General features: G+C 51.4%; 16 protein-coding genes. 8 read left to right on the top strand and 8 right to left on the bottom strand.

Going from position 1 to position 25,483, the window contains the following annotated elements:
- The first annotated feature begins 142 nt into the window (after nt 1-142).
- Nucleotides 143-418, top strand: coding sequence for a hypothetical protein (locus QWI17_RS01230; protein WP_302720671.1), 276 nt, complete (start codon nt 143-145; stop codon nt 416-418).
- 90 nt (nt 419-508) lie between these two features.
- On the opposite strand, the gene QWI17_RS01225 is transcribed toward QWI17_RS01230, so the two are convergent.
- Entirely contained in the window at nt 509-1,159 is a 651-nt protein-coding gene (locus tag QWI17_RS01225) for a class I SAM-dependent methyltransferase (protein WP_302720670.1), read from the bottom strand.
- A 212-nt stretch (nt 1,160-1,371) separates the two neighbouring features.
- Here QWI17_RS01225 and QWI17_RS01220 point away from each other — a divergent pair, with 212 nt between their 5' ends.
- Nucleotides 1,372-1,815, top strand: coding sequence for a hypothetical protein (locus QWI17_RS01220; RefSeq protein WP_302720669.1), 444 nt, complete (start codon nt 1,372-1,374; stop codon nt 1,813-1,815).
- 24 nt (nt 1,816-1,839) lie between these two features.
- On the opposite strand, the gene QWI17_RS01215 is transcribed toward QWI17_RS01220, so the two are convergent.
- Together QWI17_RS01215 and QWI17_RS01210 are read right to left on the bottom strand one after the other, a co-directional pair.
- Nucleotides 1,840-3,348 carry an MFS transporter gene (locus tag QWI17_RS01215; protein ID WP_302720668.1) on the bottom strand — a complete coding sequence of 503 codons (1,509 nt, stop codon included), beginning with the start codon at nt 3,346-3,348 and terminating at the stop codon, nt 1,840-1,842.
- Between the two features lie 73 nt (nt 3,349-3,421).
- On the bottom strand, nt 3,422-5,800 hold the full coding sequence (locus QWI17_RS01210; RefSeq protein ID WP_302720667.1) for a glycoside hydrolase family 15 protein: 2,379 nt from the start codon (nt 5,798-5,800) through the stop codon (nt 3,422-3,424).
- Between the two features lie 226 nt (nt 5,801-6,026).
- Between QWI17_RS01210 and QWI17_RS01205 the strand changes: the two genes are divergently transcribed.
- From QWI17_RS01205 to QWI17_RS01190, 4 genes are all read left to right on the top strand, one after another.
- Nucleotides 6,027-7,637 carry an alpha-glucosidase family protein gene (locus tag QWI17_RS01205; RefSeq protein ID WP_302720666.1) on the top strand — a complete coding sequence of 537 codons (1,611 nt, stop codon included), beginning with the start codon at nt 6,027-6,029 and terminating at the stop codon, nt 7,635-7,637.
- 11 nt (nt 7,638-7,648) lie between these two features.
- Nucleotides 7,649-9,502, top strand: coding sequence for a glycoside hydrolase family 13 protein (locus QWI17_RS01200; RefSeq protein ID WP_302720665.1), 1,854 nt, complete (start codon nt 7,649-7,651; stop codon nt 9,500-9,502).
- 335 nt (nt 9,503-9,837) lie between these two features.
- Entirely contained in the window at nt 9,838-12,678 is a 2,841-nt protein-coding gene (locus tag QWI17_RS01195; protein ID WP_302720664.1) for a TonB-dependent receptor, read from the top strand.
- A gap of 118 nt (nt 12,679-12,796) precedes the next feature.
- Nucleotides 12,797-14,296, top strand: a complete 1,500-nt coding sequence (locus tag QWI17_RS01190; protein WP_302720663.1) for a tryptophan halogenase family protein — start codon at nt 12,797-12,799, stop codon at nt 14,294-14,296.
- Nucleotides 14,297-14,508: 212 nt separating this feature from the next.
- On the opposite strand, the gene xerC is transcribed toward QWI17_RS01190, so the two are convergent.
- From xerC to lptM, 5 genes are all read right to left on the bottom strand, one after another.
- Nucleotides 14,509-15,423, bottom strand: coding sequence for a tyrosine recombinase XerC (xerC, locus tag QWI17_RS01185; RefSeq protein WP_302720662.1), 915 nt, complete (start codon nt 15,421-15,423; stop codon nt 14,509-14,511).
- A 21-nt stretch (nt 15,424-15,444) separates the two neighbouring features.
- Nucleotides 15,445-16,125: a DUF484 family protein gene (locus tag QWI17_RS01180; RefSeq protein ID WP_302720661.1), complete on the bottom strand. Its 681-nt coding sequence runs from the start codon at nt 16,123-16,125 to the stop codon at nt 15,445-15,447.
- The gene (dapF, locus tag QWI17_RS01175; protein WP_302720660.1) at nt 16,125-16,958 is read right to left on the bottom strand and encodes a diaminopimelate epimerase; all 834 of its coding nucleotides are present in this window, start codon (nt 16,956-16,958) and stop codon (nt 16,125-16,127) included. Before dapF ends, QWI17_RS01180 begins: the two co-directional genes overlap by 1 nt.
- A 99-nt stretch (nt 16,959-17,057) precedes the next feature.
- Entirely contained in the window at nt 17,058-18,305 is a 1,248-nt protein-coding gene (lysA, locus tag QWI17_RS01170; protein ID WP_302720659.1) for a diaminopimelate decarboxylase, read from the bottom strand.
- Nucleotides 18,306-18,312: 7 nt separating this feature from the next.
- Nucleotides 18,313-18,441, bottom strand: a complete 129-nt coding sequence (lptM, locus tag QWI17_RS01165; RefSeq protein ID WP_302720658.1) for an LPS translocon maturation chaperone LptM — start codon at nt 18,439-18,441, stop codon at nt 18,313-18,315.
- Between the two features lie 414 nt (nt 18,442-18,855).
- Between lptM and QWI17_RS01160 the strand changes: the two genes are divergently transcribed.
- Both QWI17_RS01160 and QWI17_RS01155 read left to right on the top strand, forming a co-directional pair.
- Nucleotides 18,856-22,068: a glycosyl hydrolase gene (locus QWI17_RS01160; protein ID WP_302720657.1), complete on the top strand. Its 3,213-nt coding sequence runs from the start codon at nt 18,856-18,858 to the stop codon at nt 22,066-22,068.
- 79 nt (nt 22,069-22,147) lie between these two features.
- Nucleotides 22,148-25,270: a TonB-dependent receptor gene (locus QWI17_RS01155; protein WP_302720655.1), complete on the top strand. Its 3,123-nt coding sequence runs from the start codon at nt 22,148-22,150 to the stop codon at nt 25,268-25,270.
- The last annotated feature ends 213 nt before the right edge of the window (nt 25,271-25,483 follow it).

Genomic DNA, 25,483 nt, shown 5'->3' with positions numbered 1-25,483 from the left:
TAACCCATAACCCATAACCCATAACCCATAACCCATAACCCATAACCCATAACCCATAACCCATAACCCATAACCCATAACCCATAACCCATAACCCATAACCCATAACCCATAACCCATAACCCATAACCCATAATCCGTCATGAAATCAGACCCCAAAACACTACTCGAAAAGAATCGCGAACTTATTCACTCTGAACTGATGAAGGTGGTGTCGCATGTACAGCGTGAACAGGGCGAGTGGATACTGCACTCGGTGATGGTGGAGGGCTGTGATGTGCCTTTTAAGTTCAAACGCAAAGGCAACTATCAAAGCCTTAAAGGGGCTCGGGTCAATATAACCTACTACCCGGAAACCGAAATGGTCGCAGGTATGAATTTTGAAATTATGAAAGTAGTGCGTATCAAACGCGGTTAGCCGCAAGCTAGCATGCATGGGGTTTTTCAACAGCCTGCTAGGTAGTTTTGTAATCGCTGAGCCGGCCTAAACTGTTTCTGGGAGCAAGTGTTATCGGCAAAATTGCAGAATATGCCCTTTGAATTCCTTCTCTAGGTAGTCACCTACTATTGGTTCTCGTTGCGTGGATGAAAAGCCAAAGGTTCGCATATGGGTGCTGAACTTACTTTTCCGTCCTCTGCCTGGGTCGACAATAATCACTTCGCAGCTAGCGTTGGCGTGCGCGTTAATAAACTCAGCCAGCAGTGCGATGTGCTCGTCTTCATACAATATGTCACTGCCAATGATGACATCAAACAGACCGAGTTGATCGGTATTGTTGGCCCAATCGGCCTGCTCAAACGAAATTTTGGGATCGCCGTTTAACAGTGAATTCCGGTCGAGGAAGATTTGCGCCTGCGGGTGATAGTCTGTGGCGGTAATGTCGAGGTTGAGCTTATTGAGCAACAGGCTCGATAGCGCCATACCGCAGCCAACTTCCAGAACACGCTTGGCGCCGGTATCGTGTTCAAGCATAAAGTGGGCAAGTACCAGACTCGATGGCCAAACGACGCCGAATATGGGCCAAGTAGCCGAGCTTATACCAAGTTTTTCGGCAACGCCGTCCGGGTCTGAGAACTCTTGGTTATCGCGAAGGGTACACATGTGAATATCAAGCTTACCGAACTCTATGGTTTGGTAGCTAAGTCGTAGCTTCGTCATGGGCTGCCTCAGGTAGTCTGTGCTAAGCCAGCTATCTATGATAAGTGACGAAACGGAACGCTCTACATTATAGCACTGGGGCTAAAAGGCAACGCTTTTCGGTTGGACCGGTAAATACCGGGCTGCATAAGCGGGCAACAGTCTGCTAATCTTATCACTTAGAATGCGCCTAGGGTTCAAAGTGCTAACTAACACTGCAGAGGCAGTCCTTTATGAACAGAGTATGGATACGCGCGGTGGGCGCGGCACTGGCCTTGGTAGGATTAGTATTTGCCGTTGTTTTTAAGCAAAACGTCCATTTCGATATGAACCCCCAAGTGTGGTTTTCACCGGCGTACTACCTACAGTTTATACCGCTGTATATGGCCGTGACACTATTGCTGAGCGGGGTGCTCGTGGCAGTTCGGTTTAAGGGGGTCAATTTTTATTTGGCGGTGTTTGGTCATGCGAGCTCTGAAGAAATTTTGTTTAGTTTATTGGGTTGGACAACTTCGCCATTGCCGGGCTATGCCATTTTTCTGTTCTTTCCCCTGTCACTGCTTGCTCTGTTAGTGGCATATACCAATGTATTGAAGGCCAGGCGAGTTTCGTTAATCGAGGCCATTTTCGGCGTTGTATTTAGCACCGCATTTATTCTAATGCCTCGCTTTATGTAGAGAACTCCCCAATGGTATGTGGAGTCATTCCCCTGCATCATCAACTTTTAGGGTTATGCCTGCGGCAATCAAAAAGCAGGCACCGCCTAATACCAGTGCATAGATGCTGTTGCCCGCAAAAACAGTTCTTACCACTAGGCCGAGAATGCTGGCTGCCAGTATCTGCGGTATCACTATGAAAAAGTTAAAGATGCCCATGTAAACTCCCATTTTCTGGCCAGGCAGGGCGCAAGAGAGCATGGCATAGGGCATAGAGAGAATCGACGCCCAGGCAATGCCAACGCCCACCATCGAGACCAGCAACCAAGTGGGATCGCGTACCAGAAGAAATGACGCAAAGCCCAGCGCACCGCACAGAAGATTCAGGCTGTGGGTAAGTTTACGGCCCAGCTTGCGCGCCATAACGGGAATAATAAAAGCAGCGAGCATGGCGTAGCCGTTGTATGAGCCCTGTAATACGCCGGCCCAATCGGCCCCCTTGTTGAACAGGTCCCCTGAGGTGTCGGTTGCCCCGAAGTGGTAGTTAGCAACCGCCGGTGTTAAATAAATCCACATCGCAAACAAAGCAAACCATGAGAAAAATTGCACCACGGCCAATTGCATCATGGTGCGGGGCATGTGAAATAAATCGTGGGTAATTTGGTACACGCCATGCTCCGTGCGGCCCTGCTTTTGCAAAGCGGCGGCGATAAGTTGCAGCACAGCAAATCCGGCGCAACAGCCGGCCAGAATATACAGCTCTGGTTGCAACGCAAAGCCAGTAATGGTCGCTGCGCCCAGTGCGCCGAGCAGCAGCCACACCCAGCCGCTTTGGTGATAGAAGCCGGCGGGTTTAAGTGTGGCGGTTGCTTTGGTTTCTACCTGTCCTTCGGCTGCGTTGAACTTAGCCAGTTGTTCGGGCGAGTATTCACGAGTGGTGAGAATCGTCCAGCCGACAGCCAGCAATAAAACAATACCGCCCAGGCTAAAAGCCCAAATAACTGAATCGGGCACCGTACCGGGAGCAGCGGTGTTGCTAATGTCCCATACGTTGGTCATCAACCAGGGCAGGCTGGAGGCTACAACCGAGGCCAGGCCAATAAAAAAACCCTGCATAGCAAAACCCAAAGTGCGCTGTTTTTGCGGCAACATATCACCAACAAAGGCGCGGAAGGGCTCCATGGAGATATTGATAGAGGCATCCATAATCCACAACATGCCTGCAGCAATCCACAGTGTGGGGGAGTGCGGCATAAACAGTAGTGAGGCGGTGGTGAGTAGCGCACCGATTAAAAAATAGGGGCGCCGCCGGCCTAAACGATTCCAGGTCTTGTCACTGAAGTAGCCGATAATGGGTTGCACCAACAACCCGGTGAGTGGTGCCGCGACCCATAGTATGGGTAGCTCATCTATAGAGGCTCCCAGAGTTTGAAAAATTCGACTGACGTTAGCGTTTTGTAAGGCAAAGCCAAATTGAATGCCGATAAAGCCAAAACACATATTCCAAATTTGCCAGAAGCTGAGTTCGGGCCTGGCGTTAGCGGATTTTGTCATGGTGTTTCTCATTATTGTTTATTGGGGCTGGCCCGAGTTTCGACTCGGGCTGTTGAGCACTGTTGTTTTTAGCTTACGGGCTTTGGTAGCGTTCGCCAACGGGCGGGTAGTAATCCCACACTTTGGCGTCGCTGAGCGAGCGCAGCAATTTTATGTATTCGGCGTGCGTCCACGCCAATGGCGTGGCAGAGTTGGTGCCTTCGCCAAGTTCGTACCCATAGGTGGCGTTACTGCCAACACCGTCCCAAACTTGTTCCGGTAGCATCAAGCCCTCATTGGCGAAATACTCCATACTGGCCACGTACTGATTTTGCAATGCCGACATATTGGTGTTGCCAGTTTGCGTGCTGTGCGCTAATTCATAGTGAGCGCGCTCACCGGTTAAGAATGGCCACACCCGGCCGCGCTGGTCGCTGTGCATTTCGCCGCCGTGCCCATAGCCCGCGCCATTGCTGGTGCGCTCACCGTAACCATCGCCACCGTAGCGGCGCCAACCTACATAAGTGGCATCAGGAGTTGGAAATTCATACTTCACTTGTAGGTACTCGGGCAACTCCAGGTTGTCCACTTCATTCAGGGATTCGCGCACAGGCGCAAAGTCGGCGCGGTGCACGCCATAGCGCACTAACTCTAAGAAACCCGGGTCAACAATGTCGCTTTCATTGAGCGCACCCTGACCATTGCGCTCGATTAATTGACCCTGATCGTTGGGGTTATCGTTACGGCTGATACGTAGATAATAGTCGCCATCGCCGGGCAAGGTGCCTTCGGTGGTAAAAGTGCGTGCTTGCAGTTGCTCACGATATTCATCGGCTTTGGTTAAATAGAGCTCGGCGTCATCCGAGCTGCCAAATTGCTGCGCAAACTCAGCGGCGGCTACCAGCCCTGTGATAATGGCCGCTGTGGTGGAGGGTGAGTAGCCCTCTTGTTCTTCCCAGCGCTCTTGCTGGGTAAACGGGGGGGTGATGCTGGTCTGGTTCCAACCCAGTGAGAATTCGCCGCCGTGACTCAAAAATTGAGCCGCGGGCTTGAGCATGGTCTGGTACCAGTTGCGCGCTTCACTGTCGCTAAGTACGCCTTGCTGCCAAAGTTTGTAACCTAACATTATAGGCATGGCGGTTTGGTCAAGCTGCACTGAATACCATTCCAGAGTGCCGTCGACATGAGTTTTTTGCAAAAACCAGCCGGGCGTACCGGTGAATCCCGGAGTGCCGGCACCGGCCTGAACCTTGGTTAGGTACTCAAACGCAACCTTTGGGGTTTGGGTGTCGCCCAATGCCAAAAAGGCCATAGCCACCTGGTAGAAGTCACGCGGCCAGACGGCTTTATAACCGGTGGAAGCTGCAGCGGCCGATACCACGTCACCCCAGGGATTGGAAAGAGACGCGATTAAGGCACCGGCGTGGGTTTTGTCTTCCTGAGCTTTTAATACCATGGCACTGGTATAGGCCAGTTTGCCACCATCGGTGGCCATTTGCGCAAGTTGCTCTAGCGGTGCAAGGCTTGCCATGTAGTCCTCCCAACCTATGTGCTCGCCCTCCCCGTTGTAGTGAGCCAGTACCCGATCAAAGCCCGCGGCAAGGCTTGCTTGCGCATTGTCTGCCGCGTGCTTTGGGTTGCTGCCAAATCCATAGGCAAAATTCCACCGTTGGGGTTGCCCCGGATTGGTGGCGAGGGATTGGGTAATGCTGACGTTACCGCTACTCTCGCCCGTACTGGTGTAACGCCAATTTTGCGTACCGTCGGCGAGGTCTGTTATTAAGTCCGAGGTGCCGACAAATCCGACCGAGACTTCGGCTGCTGCCGGCCCGGCAATAGCCATGGTTTGATTGCCTTCGCGAGCATAGGCAATGCCGTCAGCCACCCAGGCTTCATCGTTGCCGCCAGTGTTAGCAATATGCGGGTTGGTCACCAAATGGGCGCGAATGCCGGGCTCATGCGCTGTGAAAATAACGCGCTGCAGTAAAGTGTTGCGGTCGGGATCGGTCACCAAATGTTTTTCTATACTGTAGCGGCCTTCTCTGTCTCGGTTGACAATTCGGTAAGCCAGCGAAAGCGGTCTGCCTTTGCTGTCGGTATGCAAATAGCCAATTTTACTGGTGGTGTCTTGCGATTCGATATCGGTAAAGCCGTTGCCGGTAATCACGAACTGTGAATCTTTTAATTGGGCTTGGTGAATCAGTCCCACCATGGTTTCGGTAAGAACGCCTTCGGCCACCGAAAACCAAATACGGGAAACAGTGCCGGTGGCAGCGTTGTCGGTGTATTTACTTTCCACATATTGCTCGTAGCTGGTGCCAATACCGGTTTTTGCGGAATAGGCCCAGGTGGGCGCTTGGCCTGGCGCGCCGTGCGCGGTGGTGGCCTCTGAATCGACCACTGAGGGAGTGCAGGCTATAAGTGAGCTGGCACCAATGCTGAGCAGCGCGGCCTTAACTAGTTTATGCGACATCTTATTTTTCTCTCGTACGACGACGGTAACGACTCACACAATAATAGACGTTAAGGCTACCCTCAACGAATTACATACGTATTCAATGCTTTTAAATGATGCATACGTATGCATTTTGTTGCGTCGCAAAGTGCCGGTGCACTAATCTTTCCATCATCTTAGTAGCACATTGACAATAACAAAGTTTAAGCCCCGGCGCGTTCACGTGTTTGGCAGAGGTGTTTTTATGCAGCAGCAACCCTGGTGGCGTGGCGCCATTATCTATCAGGTATATCCGCGGTCACTAATGGACTCAAATGGTGATGGCGTTGGCGACATTCCCGGTATTATCAGCAAGCTCGATTACATCGCCAGCCTTGGTGTTGATGCAATATGGGTATCCCCCTTTTTCCGTTCACCAATGAAAGACTTTGGTTACGACATTAGTGATTACCGCGATGTTGACCCGCTGTTTGGTACGCTCGACGATATTGATGAGCTTATTCAGCAGTCGCATCAACGGGGGCTAAAAGTAATGATTGATCAGGTGCTAAGTCACACATCTGATCAGCACGATTGGTTCCAGGAAAGTCGCGCTAGCCGCGACAATGCCAAGGCCGACTGGTACGTGTGGGCCGACCCGAGTGAAGACGGGACTCCCCCCAATAACTGGCTGGCCATTTTTGGCGGCAGTGCATGGGAGTGGGAGCCGCGTCGCGGTCAATACTATTTGCATAATTTCTTGAAAAGTCAGCCGGATCTAAACTATCACAACCCCGATGTACAGGCGCAAATGCTCGAAGAGGTTGAGTTTTGGTTAAAGCGCGGGGTGGATGGCTTTCGCCTCGATGCTATTAATTTTTGTTTTCACGATAAATCTTTGCGCAGTAATCCTCCCAAGCCGGCAGCGGAGCGCAAGGGGCGCGGCTTTAGCGAAGATAATCCCTACGCGTTTCAACGCCACCTGCACGACAATACGCAACCTGAAAATATTGCCTTTTTACAAAAGTTGCGGTCCTTGTTCGATCGCTACCAACAAATTGTAAGCTTAGGTGAAATATCTTCTGAAAATTCGCTGCAAACGATGGCGGACTACAGTAGGGGCAATGACAAGTTGCACATGACCTACAGTTTCGAGCTGCTCACTGAAGAATTTTCACCCCGATATATTCGCGAAACCATTGCCACACTGGAAGAGAGTTTGGGCGAAGGCTGGCCTTGTTGGGCCATAGGTAATCATGATGTCGCGCGAGTTCTCAGCCGCTGGGGAGGCGATCATGCCAGTGATGATCTAGCCAAAATGCTTAACGCGATGCTGTTGTCGCTGCGCGGCAGTGTGTGCTCTTATCAGGGTGAAGAGTTGGGCTTGAACGAAGTGGAGCTTACCTTAGAGCAATTGCAAGATCCTTACGGCATTGCCTTCTGGCCTATGTTTAAAGGGCGCGATGGTTGCCGAACACCTATGCCTTGGAATGATCAACAGCATGGGGGTTTCAGTTCGGTCAAGCCTTGGTTACCTGTGGCTACCGAGCATTGTAAACGCAGCGTTGCGAGTCAATCGGCTGACCAGACGTCGGTTTTGAATGGTTACCGAAACTTTACGGCATGGCGTAAAGCGCAATCGGCACTGCGTTACGGCGACATAGAATTTATTGAGTTGCATGATGATGTGCTTAGCTTTTATCGCCTTTGTGAAGAGCAAACGCTATTGTGCTGCTTTAACTTCTCCCCTAACTCGGTAGAGCTGGCCATGCCACAAGGGCAATGGCAGGTTCTCAGTGGTCATGGATTTACGGCTAATGCCGTAGCACGTTCATTAACATTACCGCCATTTGGGGTTAGCTTTTTTCAGAAATAGCAGGTCTTAGCATGACACGGCTTTATGTATCGGTGTTTTTGTTACTATTGATTTTGTCGTCAACGGCTATGGCTGATTCGGCGCTCACCGTGGAGCCGCCTAATTGGTGGACTGGCATGCAGTCCAGCCAATTGCAGCTAATGGTGCATGGCAAAAATATCGGCCTGGTGGACCGGGTTACCGTAGTCGCTGAAGGGGTTAATGTCACACGCTTGACACCGGGCGATAGCCACAACCATTTGTTTGTCGACTTAACGCTGACATCCGCTATAAAATCTGGAACAAAACGTATTCAATTCTGGCGAGAAGGTCAGTTGATAGATAAAATTGAATACGACTTCAAAGATCGAAATCCAGGCTCTTCCTCCCGCCAAGGTTTTACCCAGGCCGATGTTATCTACCTAATTACGCCGGACCGGTTTGCCAATGGCAATGAATCCAACGATGAGCTACCGGCATACGCCGAAGGTGTTAATCGAAGTGCCCCCGGAGGGCGTCATGGCGGGGATATAGCCGGTGTGATTGATCACCTCGATTACATTGCTGAAATGGGATTTACGCAGATTTGGTTGAATCCCGTATTGGAAAATGCGCAACCTGAGTATTCTTATCACGGCTATTCGATTACTGATTTTTACACAATTGACCCCCGCATGGGCACTAATGCCGAGTATCTGACGCTATCGCGCCGCGCACAGGCGCGTGGCGTTGGCCTAATAATGGATGTGGTTTTAAATCATGCCGGTTCTGGCCACCGTTGGATGGACGACAAGCCCTTTGCTGACTGGATAAACTTTTCTGGCAAGTTCTCTCCCACCAGTCATCGCCGTGAGAGCTTACGTGATCCGCACGCCGCCGACGTGGATAAAAAGCAATTTAGTGATGGCTGGTTTGTACCCACCATGCCCGATCTTAATCAGCGCAATCCCTATATGGCCAACTATTTAATTCAAAATACCCTATGGTGGATTGAATTTGCGGGATTAAGTGGGCTTCGTGTCGATACCTATTCATATTCAGATACCCAGTTTCTGAGTGACTGGAGTGCGCGGGTTATGCAGGAATACCCCAATTTCAATATTGTTGGTGAAGAGTGGTCGGAAAACCCTGCAGTGGTTGCATACTGGCAAAAAGGCGTCGAGAATTTTGACGGCTATCTTTCTTACGCTCCCAGCATGTTCGACTTTCCCTGGCAGGTGGCAATGCGCGATGCATTGAGCAAGCCCGAGGCGTGGGGCTCGGGAATGGTAGAGCTGTACGAGGCAATCAGCAACGATTTTCTCTACGCTGATCCGTTCAGTTTGGTGGTGTTTCCCGACAATCACGATATGAGTCGAATTTATACCCAGTTAAACGAAAATATTAGCCTTTGGCGTATGGCAATGGTGCTGACGCTTACCTCGCGTGGAATTGCACAAATATATTACGGCACTGAAATTTTAATGAGCAATCCCGGTACGGATGATCACGGTGTTATTCGCACCGATTTTCCCGGTGGCTGGCCCAGTGACACGGTCAGCGGATTTAGCGGTAAGGGGCTAACGCAAGCGCAGCGAGAGGCGCAACGTTTTTTACAAAAATTGCTTCACTGGCGGCAATCGAGCGCAGCCATTCACAATGGCAGCTTGACCCACTTTGCTCCGCAAGATGGTATATACATATATTTTCGCCATTTGGAGAACGAATCTGTGATGGTGGTGATTAACCATAACGAAGTTGAGCGGGCGGTGGACTTGTCCCGTTTTACTGAACGTCTACAGGGTTTCAATAGCGCTGAAAACATTTTCACTGACGAGATCTTAATATTGGACACTAGTTTAGCGGCGCCTGCTATGAGTGCCTCTGTCTATGAACTAGTACGCTAAGTCGGCGTCATTTTCATCAAAATACAACGATATCCGACTGCCCTAACTATACTCCCTGTATCGCCACAATACAGGGAGTTTTTTATGTCTGCGCATCACTCTAAGTCTATTTGTGTCAGCTTTATAAAATGACATTATGTAGCAGGCGGAATTCAATGAATACGTATGTAATAACGGGGGGTAGCGCTATTGAATACGTATGCAGTGTATTGTTCGTCGGGGGGCGTGCATCTAGTATTAGTTGACAGAGACGACTGATTTTAATGATTCAAAAAACAGTGTGAATCTCCTACATACAAAAGAATAATTTAGATTCCTGGCGAGAGGACTCCAACATGATAAAACCCAAGTTCAATCCTACAGTGGCGCTTCTGTCGACTTTGACAATGGCCGCAGGCTCCGTCAACGTTTACGCACAAGACGAACCTATTTTGGAAGAAGTTGTGGTTCAGGGCTTTCGCTCTGTTATCCAACAATCTCAAGCAATTAAGCGCGAAGCGACTTCCGTTACCGAAGCGATCACCGCAGAAGATATCGGTAAATTACCGGACACCAGTATTGCGGAGTCTTTGGCTCGTTTGCCTGGTTTGGCCGGTGAGCGTCGTAACGGTCGCACCAGTGGCTTGTCGGTACGTGGTTTCAACGAAAACTACGTGGGTACGACACTCAACGGCCGTGAGCTGTTGGGTATGGGGGACAACCGCGGTGTTGAATACGATTTGTATCCCGCTGAAATCATCAGCGAAGTCGTGGTGTATAAAACCCCGGATGCAACCTTGATGACGCAAGGCGTGGGCGGTACTGTCGATATGCGTACCTTGCGCCCGCTGGACCGCGAGCGCATCATTGCTTTTAACGCCAGTTATGAACAAAACGGCATGGAGTCCGGCAACCCGGATTTTGACGATACCGGTCACCGTGTGGCCTTTACCTACTCCGATCAGTTTGCGGATGACACTTTAGGCTTATCTATTTCACTGGCGTCGATGGAGTCACCCAGTCAGGAAGAGCAATTTCGCGGTTGGGGTTATGCCAATGTTAGTGGCAACGCGACCTTGGCTGACGGTATCAGCACCTCCGATGGTGATGTTGTCTTAGGCGGCCACGATTCGTTTGTTCGCTCTGCTGTCATGAAGCGCGATTCAGTAGCCGGTGTTTTGCAGTGGGAACCCAGTGAAAAATTGAGCGTAACCGTCGATGCTCTGTATATCGACTTCCAGGAGGATAAAGTTTTTCGCGGTTTGGAAGAGGGTGGTGCCGAATGGGGTACACCTAACTACACCGTAACCGGCTTAGAAGAAGGCTTAGTGACCAGTGGATACTGGGAAGGTTTCTATTCAGTCATTCGCAACGATGCTGAGCGAAAAGACGCCGAGCTAACCACTCTGGGTGTCAATGTAAGTTACAACATTAGCGATGACTGGTCGTTGAATTTTGATGCCTCTACCGGTGACGTGACTAAAACCATCACCAATATTGAAAGTTATTCCGGTGTGGGTCGCGCTCAATCGGCTACTCAAGGGGCCGCTACTTCGCGTGCTTGGATGATGACCGATATCGGCGTGATGTATAGCGCGCACCCAAGTATCCCCGCGCCTGATCTCGCCGATCCTAATCTGGTTCGCTTAGCTGGCCCACAAGCATGGGGCGGTTCGCTTGCCCCTGTTGCCGATTATCAGGCCAGCGATGGTCAGCCATTGGGCTACACCACCGCACAGGATGGCTTTGTCAACAATCCGGACTTTGATGAGTCGCTGGATAGCTTCCGGTTTGCACTTAACGGGGACGTTGATTGGGGCTTTATCAGTGGCCTGGAAGTTGGTTTTAATTACTCGGATCGCTCTAAAACCAAGATCAATCGTGGCGCTTACTTAACCGCTCCCACGTGGCCTGCAGATGGCCCTATCCCCGATGAGTATTATGTGGGCAGTGCCGATTTAAGTTTCATCGGTGTCGGCGATATTGTGGCTTACGACTCTTTGGGGCTGTATCAAAGCGGATTTTACGCCGAGACCGCCGCAGAAGATTTAGAAACAGGGCGCAAGGGTGACACCTACACCGTCAACGAAGAAATAACCACCTTGTATGCCATGGCGGATTTAGCGGCAGACTTTGGCGCGGTAGAAATGACCGGTAACCTCGGTTTACAGTATGTTGATACCGAGCAAAATGCTACCGGCTTTGGTTCTTATACCGGCCCTGATCTATACGTACTGGCCACGCCGGTAGAGGGTGGCGATAGCTATGACAAACTATTGCCGAGCATGAATCTGAACTTCGCTTTCGCGGAAGATCATACCGTCCGTTTAGCGGCATCGAAGACCATTAGTCGTCCGCGTATGGATGATATGCGCCCTAATACCACCGTGTCGTTTAGCTTTAACGATGCCCAGGTGTTGGAGCAAAGTGATATTGACAATAGCCCCTGGAGCGGTAGCGCGGGTAACCCACAGTTACGCCCACTGGAGGCCAACCAATACGACGTTTCATACGAGTGGTATTACGCTGCAGACGGTATGTTGAGTGTTGCCTACTTCTACAAAGATTTAGTGAACTGGCACCGCGAAGGTGAAACCGTACAAGACTTTACCCCTTACTATATTCCGGGGTATCACCAGAGCTCAGGTGCCAATGGTACGCAAGTGGTTCCACCCTACTTGTTTGAAGGTATTGTGTCGAACCGTGAAGATGGTTTAACCGGCTTTGCCAAGGGTTATGAGGTGCAAGCGAGCGTACCCTTCCATCTGATCAGCGAGTCATTGGACGGTTTTGGTATTTTGGCCAGCGCAACCTTTACCGATGGCGAGCTGGATGATGAATCACAGGTGCCTGGGTTGTCAGACGAAATCTATACCTTAACGGCATACTTCGAGCGTGGCGGGTTTGAGTTCCGCGTGAGCGGCCGCAAACGCAGCGAGTATTTATCTGAAACTCGCGGTATTAGCTTATCACTGGTCGATACCGTTGACCAGGGCTCAGAGCTGTGGGATGCACAGATTGGCTACAACTTCAGCGAATCGGGTATTGATGCCCTGCAAGGCTTAAGTATTACCTTACAGGCACAGAATCTAACCGATGAAGATACCGTTCAGTTTGATGAAGAAGACCCTCGTCAAATTACGCAGTATCAAACCTTTGGCGCTAATTACCTGTTGGGTGTGAACTATAAGTTCTAGTGTGGAGTAGGGCCGGTTTGCCGGCCCGCATAATAACGAACCCTGCTATGCTTATTGGCGAGACGGTTAAGTCGCTCGGCCAATACGCGAGCAGGGTTTTTTTATCGATGGGTGATACGTGCAACAGACTATTAGAAAGGTTGTTATCGTAGGAGGCGGAACCGCAGGCTGGATGAGTGCCGCACTGCTTAAAAAGGTGCTGGGCCCAGTTGTGGATATTCAGTTGATTGAGTCGGATCAAATTGCCACAGTTGGCGTAGGCGAAGCGACTATCCCGCCGATTCAACATGTTAATACGGTGCTAGGTTTAAACGAGGCTGAGTTTTTGCGCGAAACTAAGGCCAGTATTAAGTTGGCGATTCGCTTTGAAAACTGGCATCGCGAGGGTGAAAGTTATTTCCACACGTTCGGTGCGGCTGGGCAAAGCAGTGCTTTTTGCCAGTTTCATCACTACTGGCGCAGGGCCTCGAGCTGGCCAGAGACTAAAAGCCTGTGGGATTACGATCTAAATTACCTGGCCGCCTGCGCCGGGAAATTTTCTAAGCTGAAAACGCAGGACGCGCGCCTGGAAATGCCTTATGCCTACCACTTTGACGCGTCCTTGTATGGGCAGTACCTACGAAAAATTAGCGAAGGGTTGGGGGTAAAGCGTCGGGAAGGTTTGGTGGAAGATGTAGAGCTTTGCCAAAATACCGGTGGTGTAAGTTGCCTACATTTGGTTGGCGGTGAAAAAGTCGGTGCAGATTTGTTTATCGACTGTTCGGGGTTCCGGGCCTTGTTATTGCAGAAGGCTATGGGGGTTGGCTTTGAGGATTGGAGCCATTGGTTGCCCTGTGATACGGCGGTTTCCGTGCCCTCGGAGCGATTTGCCAATACGCTGCCCTACACACGCTCGATTGCGCGCGATGCGGGTTGGCAGTGGCGCATACCCTTACAACATCGCAATGGCAACGGTTTGGTGTATTGCTCGCGATTTGTATCCGATGATGAAGCGACCGCTAGTTTGATGAATAATCTGGGGTCTAAAGCCCTGGATGAGCCACGTATCAATCGGTTTCGCACTGGGCGCGCTCGCCGTCAGTGGCATAAAAATGTTGTTGGCATCGGCTTGGCGAGTGGTTTTTTGGAGCCACTAGAGTCTACCAGTATTCACCTAATTCAGTCGGCGGTTGTGCGATTGCTGAAATACTTTCCCCATCAAGGAGTGCACAAAGGCGTTGTGGCGCGTTACAACCGGGAGTCGCAAGTTGAGTATGAGCAAGTGCGTGACTTTCTGATTTTGCATTACACTTTAAACGATAAACAGGGCAGCGATTTTTGGCGCCAAATGCAAACCCTGACATTGCCCGAGACACTACAGAACAAACTCAATGTGTTTAACGAACAAGGCTTGTTGCTGCGAGACGACCATGATTTATTTGCCGAATCGTCTTGGTTGCAAGTGTTGTTGGGGCAGGGTCAGCTACCGCGAGATTATCACCCCCTTGTGGCGCGCATGAGTGATGCGCAGTTGCAAGACATGCTTGCACAAACGGCTCGTTTAAAAGCCGAGCCTATTGCACAAATGCTCAGTCACGATGATTTTTTAGCCAGGTTCACTCAGGTAAAAACACGTTAGCCTGAAGCTGCATACGTATACATGCTGCTACCGCAATGAATACGTATGTATCGACTTGAGCAATCGCGTGCGCCGTACTACTCTTGAATTGTTCCCTCGAACAAATTACCGGTGGCTTTGGGCATGCACCGGTACAGATGGCTGTATTGAGGCGAAGTCATATTTAGCATGACTCCTTATTATCTTTGAGCGCGGCTTCGGTCGCGCTTTTTTTATTCCTCGTCTTTTCTCTTTTGCGCTCTGGGGTGTGCGCTGTCGTACACGTTGGCCAGATGCTGGAAGTCGAGATGAGTGTACACTTGTGTAGTTGAGATATTGGCGTGACCTAATAACTCTTGCACAAGTCGTAGATCGGAACTGGATTCAAGCATATGGCTGGCAAATGAGTGGCGCAGCATATGCGGATGTACGGGCTGTGACATGCCCTGTTTTATGCTAAGCCGACGCAACCTCTCCTGAACGTTGCGTTGGCTGATGCGCTTGCCGCGACCGGAAATGAACAGCGCCTGCTCGCCATCGTTAGCGTGCAGCGCCCGCTCCGGTAAATAGGCGGCAATCGCTTTTAGGGCTTCACTGCCCACAGGAAGGCTGCGCTCTTTATTGCCCTTGCCGGTGACTCGCACAGTGCCGTCGGTGCGATCCAAATCCATTAAATTGATACCGACTAGCTCGGAAAGTCGCAGCCCCGATGAGTACAACAGCTCCACCAGGGCCCGGTCGCGTAGGCTAATAAAGTCGTTACCCTCAACTTCAACAAACTGATTGGCCTGATCGACATCGAGCGTTTTGGGTAAGGTGCGGCTGACTTTAGGCGATTGCAAGCCGTCGGCGGGGTTGTTCTTTAACCAGCCGCGCACAATACAGAAGCGAAAAAAACTGCGTAGCCCGCTGAGCCAGCGCTGGAGCGATTTTGCACCAATACCAGAGCGGTGCAGTTCAGCCAGCATAATGCGGAGGTCTTGGGTGGCTAGCGCGGGAACGGCCGCTATGTCGCGCTCGCGTGCCATGCACTGAAGCTTGGCCAGATCGCGTTGGTAGGCCTCGAGGGTGCGGCCCGACAGCTGGCGCTCGGTGCGCAAGTAAGTGAAAAACTCTTGCAGTTCGCGGTCGAAGGGCTGCTCGTTCATGAGGTCGCCTTCACTTATTCGCTAAAGGTAGCGGGGAATCAGGCGATTGAGTACTTCGGCGATATAGGCGAGAAATAGCGTGCCCATACTCGATCGATAGTATTTGGGGTCGCGATTGCCAATGGCGAGCAAGCCAAACGTGTTGCCATAGACCAATGGCACCGTGGCGGCCGAGCCAATGTCTTTGGCGGCATCGCCAAATATGTACTGCTTGTGAGCCTCGTCCAGGTGGCCGCAGAACGAGCGGTTGGTTTTTAGCAGGGCGCCAATGTGTTCGCGTGCCTCGTGAATGTTAACCACCCGCGCCTGCGAGCCGGCAATTTTATCGACATCGCCAAACAGAAGTGTCCGGGTGTACTGAATATTAAATTCTTTATCGAAGCTGTAGTGCAAAGCGTCCATCGCATCGCCCAGGTCTCTGGCCTCTAACAACGCCAGAATCAGCTGCTTAGTCTTGTCGAACAACCTGTCATTGTCGCGGGCGTTATCCAGTAAGTGGCTTAAGCGGTGGCGCATATCCATGTTACGGTCGCGTAGCACCGATACCTGGCGCTCTACCAGCGATACTGCTGAGCCGCTGTCGTGGGGAAGCTGCAACTCGGTTAGTAGGGCCGGGTGTTCAACAAAGAACTCGGGGTGGTCCGCCAAGTAGCGGGCTACATCGGTTGCTTTGATTCTCTGCTGGGTGTCCGCTTCGTTCATCAGAGCTTTACCTGTCCGTGAAATACATTTGCTGCCGGGCCCGTCATCACAACCGGTTGGCCAGGCCCCGCCCATTGAATGTCGAGGTCGCCACCGGGCAAGTGGACGGTAACCTGTTCGTTCAATAGACCGCGTTGAATGCCGGAAACCACGGCTGCACACGCACCGGTGCCGCACGCCAGTGTTTCACCTACGCCGCGCTCATAGACGCGCAGGCGCACTTCGCTGCGCCCGCACACTTGCATAAAGCCGGCATTGACGCGTTGCGGAAAGCGCGAGTGGGCTTCGACTTGTGGCCCTTGCGATGCTACGGGCGCTGTATCGACATCATCTACCAGGGCGACAGCGTGTGGGTTGCCCATGGAGACGGCACCAATACTAAGGCGGCTGCCGTCCTCGAGTTCCAGTATATACTCTGGGGCTTCAGCGTCGGCCTGGAAGGGAATCTCTGCCGGGGCAAGTTTTGGCACACCCATGTCGACGCTTACCTGATCGTCGCTGCGAACTTTCAGCGTCATTTGGCCACTGGCCGTTTGCACGCGAATTTCGCTTTTACCGGTCAGGCGACGATCGCGCACAAAGCGGGCAAAACAGCGCGCGCCGTTGCCGCAATTCTCCACTTCGCTACCATCGGCGTTGAAAATGCGATAACAAAAGTCGACGTCGGGATTGTTGGGTACTTCGACCAGCAAGACCTGATCGCAGCCCACGCCAAAATGCCGATCCGCAAGTTTACGTATCTTCTCTGGCGAGAGTTTTACTTTCTGGCTAATACCGTCGATGACCACAAAGTCATTGCCGAGGCCATGCATTTTGGTAAAGCGCAGTCGCATAGAGGGGTCCGGGTCTCGTATCAGTGGAGGCGGGCCGTGTTAGACCCACATCCGGTTATGTCTTAGCTCACTAGGTGAAATAGTATCGCAATGTGAGAGTTATTGCTCAATAACATGCTCACCGCGAATCATATCGACGAAGGACTCACGCTCGCGGATAATATGCACCTGATCGCCGTCCACCAACAATTCACAGGCCCGGGCCCGGGTGTTGTAGTTTGAGCTCATGGTAAAGCCGTAGGCGCCGGCAGACATAACCGCCAAATTGTCACCTTCCACCAATACCAGCTCGCGGTCTTTGCCCAGGAAGTCGCCGGTTTCACACACGGGCCCCACCAAGTCCCAGCGCTGGGCTTTTCCCGGACGGGGTTTAAGGGGGCGAATCTCCTGCCAGGCTTGGTACAGTGCGGGGCGAATATTGTCGTTCATCGCCGCGTCAATAATGGCAAAGTTATGTGCCTCGGTAGGCTTGAGGAACAACACTTTGGTTAGCAGTACACCGGCATTGGCCGCTATTGAGCGACCGGGTTCGAACATGAGGGCCAGATCGCGATCCCCGATTTTGGCCTTGAGGGCGTCCATATAGTCGTTAACCGCCGGTGGCTGTTCGTCTTTATAAGTCACGCCCAGACCGCCACCGAGGTCGAGGTGGCGAATGGTAATACCTTGTTCGGCCAGATTATCAATCAGCAGCAGTAACCGGTCGAGCGCATCCAGAAAGGGCGGTAACTCGGTCAGTTGTGAGCCTATATGGCAGTCGACACCATGAATCTCGATGCCGGATAACTCGGCGGCGCGGCGATACACCGCGGGCGCTCGGTCGATATCAATGCCAAATTTGTTTTCTTTTAAGCCAGTGGATATGTAGGGGTGGGTGCCAGCATCCACATCGGGATTGACGCGCAGAGAAATGCGCGCTGTCAATCCCTCCGCTTGGGCTACACGGCTAAGCAGCTCCAGTTCGGGCTCTGACTCGACGTTAAAGCAGTAAATACCAACCTTAAGTGCCTTGGCCATTTCCTGGGCGGTTTTGCCAACCCCTGAGAACACAATGCGTTTAGGGTCTCCGCCTGCGGTGAGAACGCGCTCGAGTTCGCCACCAGAGACAATATCAAAGCCGGCACCGAGGCGTGCCAGTAAATTTAACAGGGCTATATTCGAGTTAGCTTTTACGGCGTAGCAGATCATGCCCGGGTGCTGACCGAGTGCTTGTGCATAGGCCAGATAGTGTTGAGTAAACGCTGCTCGGCTGTAGACATACGCAGGGGTGCCATACTTTTCGGCAATGTCGTTTAGGCGTACATCTTCCACATACAGCTCGCCACTGCGTTCGGTAAAAAAGGACATAGTTATCTCACTTATCCGCAGAATCCTGCTCGGTCGCGGCGGGATCATCGGAAGGCAAATAGAGCGGTCCCGTCTGGCCACAGCCTGTCAAAAGACTGCCGAGCAAAAGACTGAGAAGAAAAGCGATTCGAACCATAGGGCTGACGGTAACCGTGTTTGAACGAAAAGGCGAAGTATACCGCCCTCTGCGACATAGGGACAATTTACGGCCATAAAAAGGCAATATAAGCTGGCGTTTCATCGGCTAGGCGCACTGATAAAAACAGTTGACTTCATTGAAAACTGTAGGCAGCATATGTAACCGATTACAAGGATATTGTTGTTTTCTTTTGCAAAGATCTAGGTTTTAGGGAATAAAGCTCGAAATATTCTATTATCAAGAAAAATAGGCCCTGTGAAGGCTCTTTTTTTTTAGTGTCAATATGTAACCGATTACTTTTCGGGTGTCCTCGCCTAAAGAAAAGCTGTTGTTGGCGCACGTTACTTCGTTTTTATCTGAAATGACGGGCAAAGCAATTTATATATAAAAATAACCATTTAGAGGTGATAGATGAAATCCATACGAGATGGCGGCAGGCTCAGTCGAGCGCTCGTCGCAAGCACGTTGGTTGCTTTTTTGAGTGCTTGTGGCGGCGAAGCCCAGCTTAATACCGAAGACGTAACCTATACCCCAGAACAACGGCCGATCGGTATCATCGCCGGCGAAGGTGCTGAATACGAACCGGGTGCACAGGTTACCTTGAGTGGCCGGTTAGTCGGCACGGTGGACGATGAGTCAGTGCTTTGGACGCAAACCGATGGCCCTGAAGTAGACGTGGCGGATTGGACCCAGCCGACCATTAGTTTTATGGCTCCGATGGTGGAAGGCATTGCATCCTTAAGCTTTCAGATCGCCGCCATAGGCGGTAACGGCGAGCCCCTATTGGATGACAACAGTGAGCCCATGACCGATGAGGTTAGCATCGCTGTTTTTGATCCGGCATCGTTGTTGGTGTTCGAAGTGGAGGATGACACGGTTGCCACACTCAACAGTGTTAATGCGGTTGGTGCGGGCGATGACGCCTACATTCAAGGTGCCAGTGGTTCTCACACTGCAGATATTACCCCCGGTGCCTCAGTCGTTTATAACCTCGATTTCAATGCCGAGCAGGCTGGCTTTTATACCTTGTACGTGCGCTATGCGATTCCTACCGATTACGGTGGCAAGGTGGGTCAGGTTACCGTCAACGGCGTGCCTACCGACATGGACTTTAGCGCCACGGGTACATGGAACGATCACAGAGTTGGCACTATTGGCCTCGACGAGGGTGCCAATGTGATTGAAGTTGGCGGTGGCTGGAACTACTACCGCATTGACAATATTTCTATGATCCCGGCGCCGGCCCCTGTCGGCCCTTTACCTGTGCCTGTGGCCTTAACGAACCCCGCTGCGACGGACGCTGCGCTTGACCTAATGGAGTTTTTGGTGGGCCACTATGGCTCGGCCACCTTGTCAGGCCAAACCGAGTTTCCCACGCGAGGCAGTGGCGATAGTTTTGAGCTGTTCGAGTTTGAAAAAATCACATCGGCCACCGGTGATGATGCGCCGGCCATTGTCGCTTTTGATTTTATGGACTTTTCCGCAAGTCGCATTGCTAACGGGGCCGATCCCGCCGGCTTAAGCGAAGACATGATCGCGGCGCACAATGACAAGAACGTTATCTTGTCCGCACTGTGGCACTGGAACGCGCCGAGTGGCTTGTACGACACCGAAGAGCTTCCCTGGTATCAGGGTTTTTATACTGAAAACACGTCCTTTGATTTAGCCGCGGCTTTGGCAGACCCAAACAGCGTTGACTATCAGTTGTTGATTGACGACATAGACACGGTTGCCGCCGAGCTGCAAAAGTTTGCTACTGCCGACATTGCAATTTTGTGGCGCCCTCTGCATGAGGCTGAAGGAGCTTGGTTTTGGTGGGGCGCGGCCGGTGCCGACGCACTGAAAGAATTGTGGGTGTTGATGTACGACAGAATGACGCAAACCCACGGCCTGGATAATTTGATCTGGGTGTACACCCACGCCGGTGATATCAGTAGTGACTGGTATCCGGGTGATATGTATGTGGATATTGTCGGTTACGACGGTTATGACGGTAACAATGCTGACAACCCTTTTGCCAGCCAGTACAGCACACTGAAAAATCGTCACAACGGGAAAAAACTGGTGGCGCTGACCGAAACCGGCACCATTCCCAATGTTGAGCAGATGCACGCGAGTAATGCCTGGTGGTCGTTTTTTATTACCTGGAACTCCGGTGGCGAATACGGCCCGGAAGGCATCGACGCTGCCACCATCGACAGTAATTACGCCTTTGACGGTGTGATCAATCTGGATGATGTGCCCGGGGGGCGCTTAAAAGCGGAAGCGGGTTTGTATCAAGGTTTTGAGGCGGACTTGTTCGGTTGGCACGGTCAGGTAAGTTGGGCAACGGTAGACGGTGCTGCCCAAGTTATGGATCAGTGGGCTAGCAGTGGCGAGTACGCACTCAGTATGCCGGTTGATTTAAGTGCGCACGATGCCCCGTCCAATACTGTATTGCAGGTGTACCCCACTGATGGTTTGGATGTAAGCGAAGTGTCTACTCTGACGGTTGATGTGGCATCGGCGAGTGCCGGTGTCAACACCACGGCTTATTTGTTTATAAAACACGGAGACGATGAGGAGTGGGTGAGCACCGATGCGGTCGCCGCCAACGGCGGGGCGCCTTTGACGCTGGATGTATCAGCCTACGAATGGTTGGCCGGTGTGGGTGTCGTATTTGAGAGCTTCGATAGCGCCAGCACTGACGCGGTGTTTTATCTCGACAACCTTTCTCTCGACGGCGCCAGCGTGTACGACTTCGAGCCATCGGTTGACGGTTGGCACGGACAGTTAAGTTGGGCAACTGTGGGTGGTACAACCGCGAGTGATGACTGGTCGGTAACCGGTGCCCGGTCTCTCGCCTTGCATAAAGACTTATCGGGCGAAGCCGAGACGCCGTCTAATGTTGTATTGCAAAACTATCCCGATGGCGGCCTGGATGTGTCTGCTAACAATAGTCTGCAGGTTGTTGTTAACACGCACGATGCCGGGGCTGGCACTACCGCTTATTTATTTATCAAGCACGGTGAAGATCAGGTTTGGGAGTCGACCTCTGCGGTATCCGCAACCGACGGTATTCTGGAAATGGATATTTCGGGTTTCGATCTGATTGCGGGTCTGGGCGTGGTATTTGAAAACTTCGATACGGCCAGCACTGATGCGTCATTTTTTCTCGATAGCGTCTCGATAGATGGCGCGCTTGTCTATGACTTTGAAAACACCGGCGAGTGGGCATTCCAGGTTAACTGGGCCAATACATCAGGCATTCATCTATCGTCGGACTGGTCCTCGCAGGGGCAGTATTCTCTCGCCGGCACCACCCAATTAGTGGAGGGTGATGACGATATTATTTTGCAGACTTATCCCGCGGGTGGCGTTTTGCTCGGTGATGTGAATTCCCTAAAAGTAACAGCGGCTACGATTGATTCTGGTGGTGCCACCCAGGTGATGCTATGGGCTAAAGACCAAGACGGCAACTGGCGTGATAGTGGCGCGCAAGCCGTATCTGATACCGGTACTGAATTGTTGTTGGATATATCTGATTGGTCTGAGCTGCAAGGTTTTGGCGTCAGGTTTATGGGGCCAAATAATGCGGCCAGTGAGTCTTACTACTTTGTCGACCAAGTCGAGTTCGTTCAATAGTAGCCATTTATTCAACGGCCCCCTGCCGGCTTTTGCCGGCAGGAACTCTAAAAATAAAGAATCTAAAAAAGGACTGATTATGTCTTTTCACAATAGAAATTTTAAGCAGAAAGTACTGTGCGCTAGCGTGCTGGCCGCGAGCTTGCAAATATCAACTTCGGCTTTGGCGCAGACAGAAGACACCGATGACACAGTCGAAAACGGAATGTTGGAAGAGGTTGTTGTTACCGGAATTCGCCGCTCGCTGCAGCAATCAATGGATATTAAACGCGATGCGGGGTCCGTGGTTGATGCAATTACTGCCACTGATATTGGTAAGCTACCCGATGCGACCATTGCTGACTCGTTGCAGCGTATTACCGGTATTCAGATCACTCGCTCCGGTGGTGAGGGTGCCACGGTTAACATTCGTGGCAACGGCAATGTCACCACGACACTCAATGGCGAGCAAATGCTCGCGGCCGGTTCTATCACAACGGTGACACCAGATTTTGCAGATATTCCTTCCACTATGGTGTCGGGAATCGAAGTTATGAAATCGGCACAGGCGCACGATGTCGTGGCGGGGCTTGCGGGTACTATTAACCTTAAAACCAATCGTCCCTTTATGCTCGACGATGGCTTAACCGTCGTGGCTAAGGCAGAAGCTACTAACGGGTCACTGGGTGAGGAGACCGACCCATCGTTTGCGGGATTTCTGGGCTATAACAATGACGCGCGTTTTGGTGCGACCTTAAACCTGTCGTACTCAGAGAGTACCCTAGCTGATTACTATACTGGCTCCCAAGGGGATGGCTGGTCATTTAACGCTGCAGAAGCATCAAACTTCGTGCAAGACAATGTTGATGTGAATGGTGATGGCGATAGCAATGACCTCTATTACGCATTCCAGGGGCATATGGCGGGCAACCGTTTTATTGAGCGTGAGCGCACAGGTATAAATGGAGCAATTCAATTTCAACTAACGGATTCTTTACTGCTAACCGGCGATGTGTTTTACACCGATATGGATGAGCAGCATTACTTTGCCGGTTTCGTTGCGTCTCAGGCTTGGCAGGGGGAGACCGGTTGGTTTACGCCGGAATTGGTTTCGGAATACCCCAATATAGTGAGTACCAATAACGAAGACGGTGTTCGTGAATATGAGACGTTAGAAGGCAACTACTACACAGTACAATCAGCCAGTTTGCAAGCGCGCAATACAAAAACTCATAATCAGACGTGGGCGATTGATAAAGAAGCCTTTAACTCAAATGTTGAAATCAGTTTTGATAATGGCGGCCCATTGATAGCGTCTTTACGCTGGGTTCACGGTGATGCGATTAACAACATTTCGCGCAGTGTGATCGACGGCTATATCAATTCGGGTTCACAGGTGGGGGCGGAGTACGTCGGCGTTGGCGGCGAGCGTATTAGTGATGTAAACCCCTGGGGTTATGCAGGGCAGCAAGCGCAATTGCCCGATGGCACGCCAGTCGAAGGCAGCTACACGCAAATACCCATTCATATTGGTTACGACGAAAGTGGGCAGCACTGGAGCTTTCCGGAAATGACGGTAGAGGAGTCCGACGGTAGTACCACGACGGAAACCTTTGGCAGTAGCCTAGACCGCTACAGTTTGACTTCGACCAATCTCTACGGCGATGAGACCAGTGCCAATCTCGATGTGTTGCGCGGTGATCTTACCTGGGAGTTGAATGCCGGACCCTTGATCAGCGTAGACGTTGGGGCTCGTTATGGTTTGCGCGAAGTGAAAAAGCGCGGCTGGATTGGTGGTGTAGCTCGGACCAATCAGTACGGTGATGCTTTTCTTTCGCGCTGGAAGGATACCGCCAGCCAGGCACCCTTGACCGGTGAGTCATTTATTCCGCCTATTTCATTCACCGAGTTGAATGATCGCGGCATGATTACCCAGATCGATGATTTCCACGGCACCACAGGAATGCCGTCGCTCTATTTTGTCGACCCGGAGGTGATGTCTGACCCGTTGGCCTGGCACAATGATATTTATGGCGTCAATATACAAGTGCCTGACGCGGCCAACGTCTACGATGTGGAGGAGGAGACAACCTCTGCCTATTTACAGGCGAACCTGCAGGGGGAGCTGTTTGGGATTCCCTACACCGGTAATGTCGGTGTGCGCTACGTCTCGACCGAATTTGATGTTGTGCAAAGTGAGGCTTTGGTGGGCGATGTCGCAGCCTTCAATGATCAGGAATACATTATTTCTGGGGCTCTAGGTATTTTGCAGCCAGACGGCAATAAAATTACCACGGTGACAAGCTACAGCGATTTGCTGCCAGCAATAAACTTCGCATTTGATATTACGCCTGATCAGGTAGTGCGTGTATCGGCTACTAAAACTGTATCGACACACAATACCGATATGTTGGCCGGAGGTTTAACAGTCAATCGCATTTTGGCTTGTAATGTACAACAGGCTGATGGCTCTAATGTCTTTTGTGCCACCGGTGGTAGTCAAGAAGGTAACCCACTGCTTGAACCCAATCGCAATACCAATGCTGAAATTTCCTATGAGTGGTACTTCAGCGATACCGGTATGTTTAATCTAGGGCTGTTCTGGGTACAGCAAAATACAGGTTTTTTGACTACCCAGGTTATGCGCGATGATATTGTGGATACCGATGGCCAGGTGCGTGGTTACAATATCACTACTGGCCAGTTTACCGGTGCAGTTCCAATTTCTACAACGGTAACGGTTGATGAGTCGTCTTACACCCGCGGTATGGAAGTTGGGTATCAACAAGGCTTTGATTTCCTCCCGGGTTTCTGGGGTGGGTTTGGGGTTTCCGCAAACTACACATACTCGCCCAGCAGCAGTAGTGAAACCGACTACTACGGCGAGTCCTTGCCTGGTGGCGGCAATTCAGAACATCAGTCAAACCTTGCGATGTGGTACGAGCGTGATGGGTGGCAGGTTCGTGTAGCTCACAACTATCGCAGTGAAATGTTTGACTACACCAAAGTGGAGGGTAACTACCGCTTTGCTCGCTTTGTGGCACCTACTAACTATGTCGATGCCTCGATAAGCTACGAGTTTAACGACTTTGTCAAAGTTAACCTGCAAGCAACCAATCTGACCGAAGAGCATAGGGAGGCTTACTTCCAGTGGGAAAACAACGTCGATCAGCGTTATTACAATGAGCGCAGACTTACCTTGGGAGTGCAGTTTAATTTGTGAGTCGCTCTTTCTGATGTCAGGGCCTGAAGCCTGAGTAGGCTCTGTTTTTGTGGTGATATTGGGGGCGCGCTAGCGCCCCTTTTTTATGGCTCATTTACCCCTTCTCCCTGCCTCTAGTGTAATCGGTTACATTACATTGCAGTGACACCTTTGCATTTCCTTTCTTGAAATCGGTTTCAGGTTAGTAGTACAACAACGTCTGCCTGCGCCAAA

Source organism: Gilvimarinus gilvus, from assembly GCF_030518155.1.
Taxonomy (GTDB): Bacteria; Pseudomonadota; Gammaproteobacteria; order Pseudomonadales; family Cellvibrionaceae; genus Gilvimarinus; species Gilvimarinus gilvus.
The sequence above is the reverse complement of the archived record's forward strand: the minus strand, read 5'-3'. Positions and strand labels throughout refer to the sequence as shown.

What these genes read in the sequence shown, in the direction of transcription:
- QWI17_RS01160 (WP_302720657.1), top strand. Translation starts at nt 18,856, where the DNA reads ATGAAATCCATACGAGATGGCGGCAGGCTCAGTCGAGCGCTCGTCGCA.
- lysA (WP_302720659.1), bottom strand. Translation starts at nt 18,305, where the DNA reads ATGTCCTTTTTTACCGAACGCAGTGGCGAGCTGTATGTGGAAGATGTA.
- QWI17_RS01220 (WP_302720669.1), top strand. Translation starts at nt 1,372, where the DNA reads ATGAACAGAGTATGGATACGCGCGGTGGGCGCGGCACTGGCCTTGGTA.
- lptM (WP_302720658.1), bottom strand. Translation starts at nt 18,441, where the DNA reads ATGGTTCGAATCGCTTTTCTTCTCAGTCTTTTGCTCGGCAGTCTTTTG.
- QWI17_RS01180 (WP_302720661.1), bottom strand. Translation starts at nt 16,125, where the DNA reads ATGAACGAAGCGGACACCCAGCAGAGAATCAAAGCAACCGATGTAGCC.
- xerC (WP_302720662.1), bottom strand. Translation starts at nt 15,423, where the DNA reads ATGAACGAGCAGCCCTTCGACCGCGAACTGCAAGAGTTTTTCACTTAC.
- QWI17_RS01200 (WP_302720665.1), top strand. Translation starts at nt 7,649, where the DNA reads ATGACACGGCTTTATGTATCGGTGTTTTTGTTACTATTGATTTTGTCG.
- QWI17_RS01155 (WP_302720655.1), top strand. Translation starts at nt 22,148, where the DNA reads ATGTCTTTTCACAATAGAAATTTTAAGCAGAAAGTACTGTGCGCTAGC.
- QWI17_RS01195 (WP_302720664.1), top strand. Translation starts at nt 9,838, where the DNA reads ATGATAAAACCCAAGTTCAATCCTACAGTGGCGCTTCTGTCGACTTTG.
- QWI17_RS01210 (WP_302720667.1), bottom strand. Translation starts at nt 5,800, where the DNA reads ATGTCGCATAAACTAGTTAAGGCCGCGCTGCTCAGCATTGGTGCCAGC.
- QWI17_RS01205 (WP_302720666.1), top strand. Translation starts at nt 6,027, where the DNA reads ATGCAGCAGCAACCCTGGTGGCGTGGCGCCATTATCTATCAGGTATAT.
- dapF (WP_302720660.1), bottom strand. Translation starts at nt 16,958, where the DNA reads ATGCGACTGCGCTTTACCAAAATGCATGGCCTCGGCAATGACTTTGTG.
- QWI17_RS01225 (WP_302720670.1), bottom strand. Translation starts at nt 1,159, where the DNA reads ATGACGAAGCTACGACTTAGCTACCAAACCATAGAGTTCGGTAAGCTT.
- QWI17_RS01230 (WP_302720671.1), top strand. Translation starts at nt 143, where the DNA reads ATGAAATCAGACCCCAAAACACTACTCGAAAAGAATCGCGAACTTATT.
- QWI17_RS01215 (WP_302720668.1), bottom strand. Translation starts at nt 3,348, where the DNA reads ATGACAAAATCCGCTAACGCCAGGCCCGAACTCAGCTTCTGGCAAATT.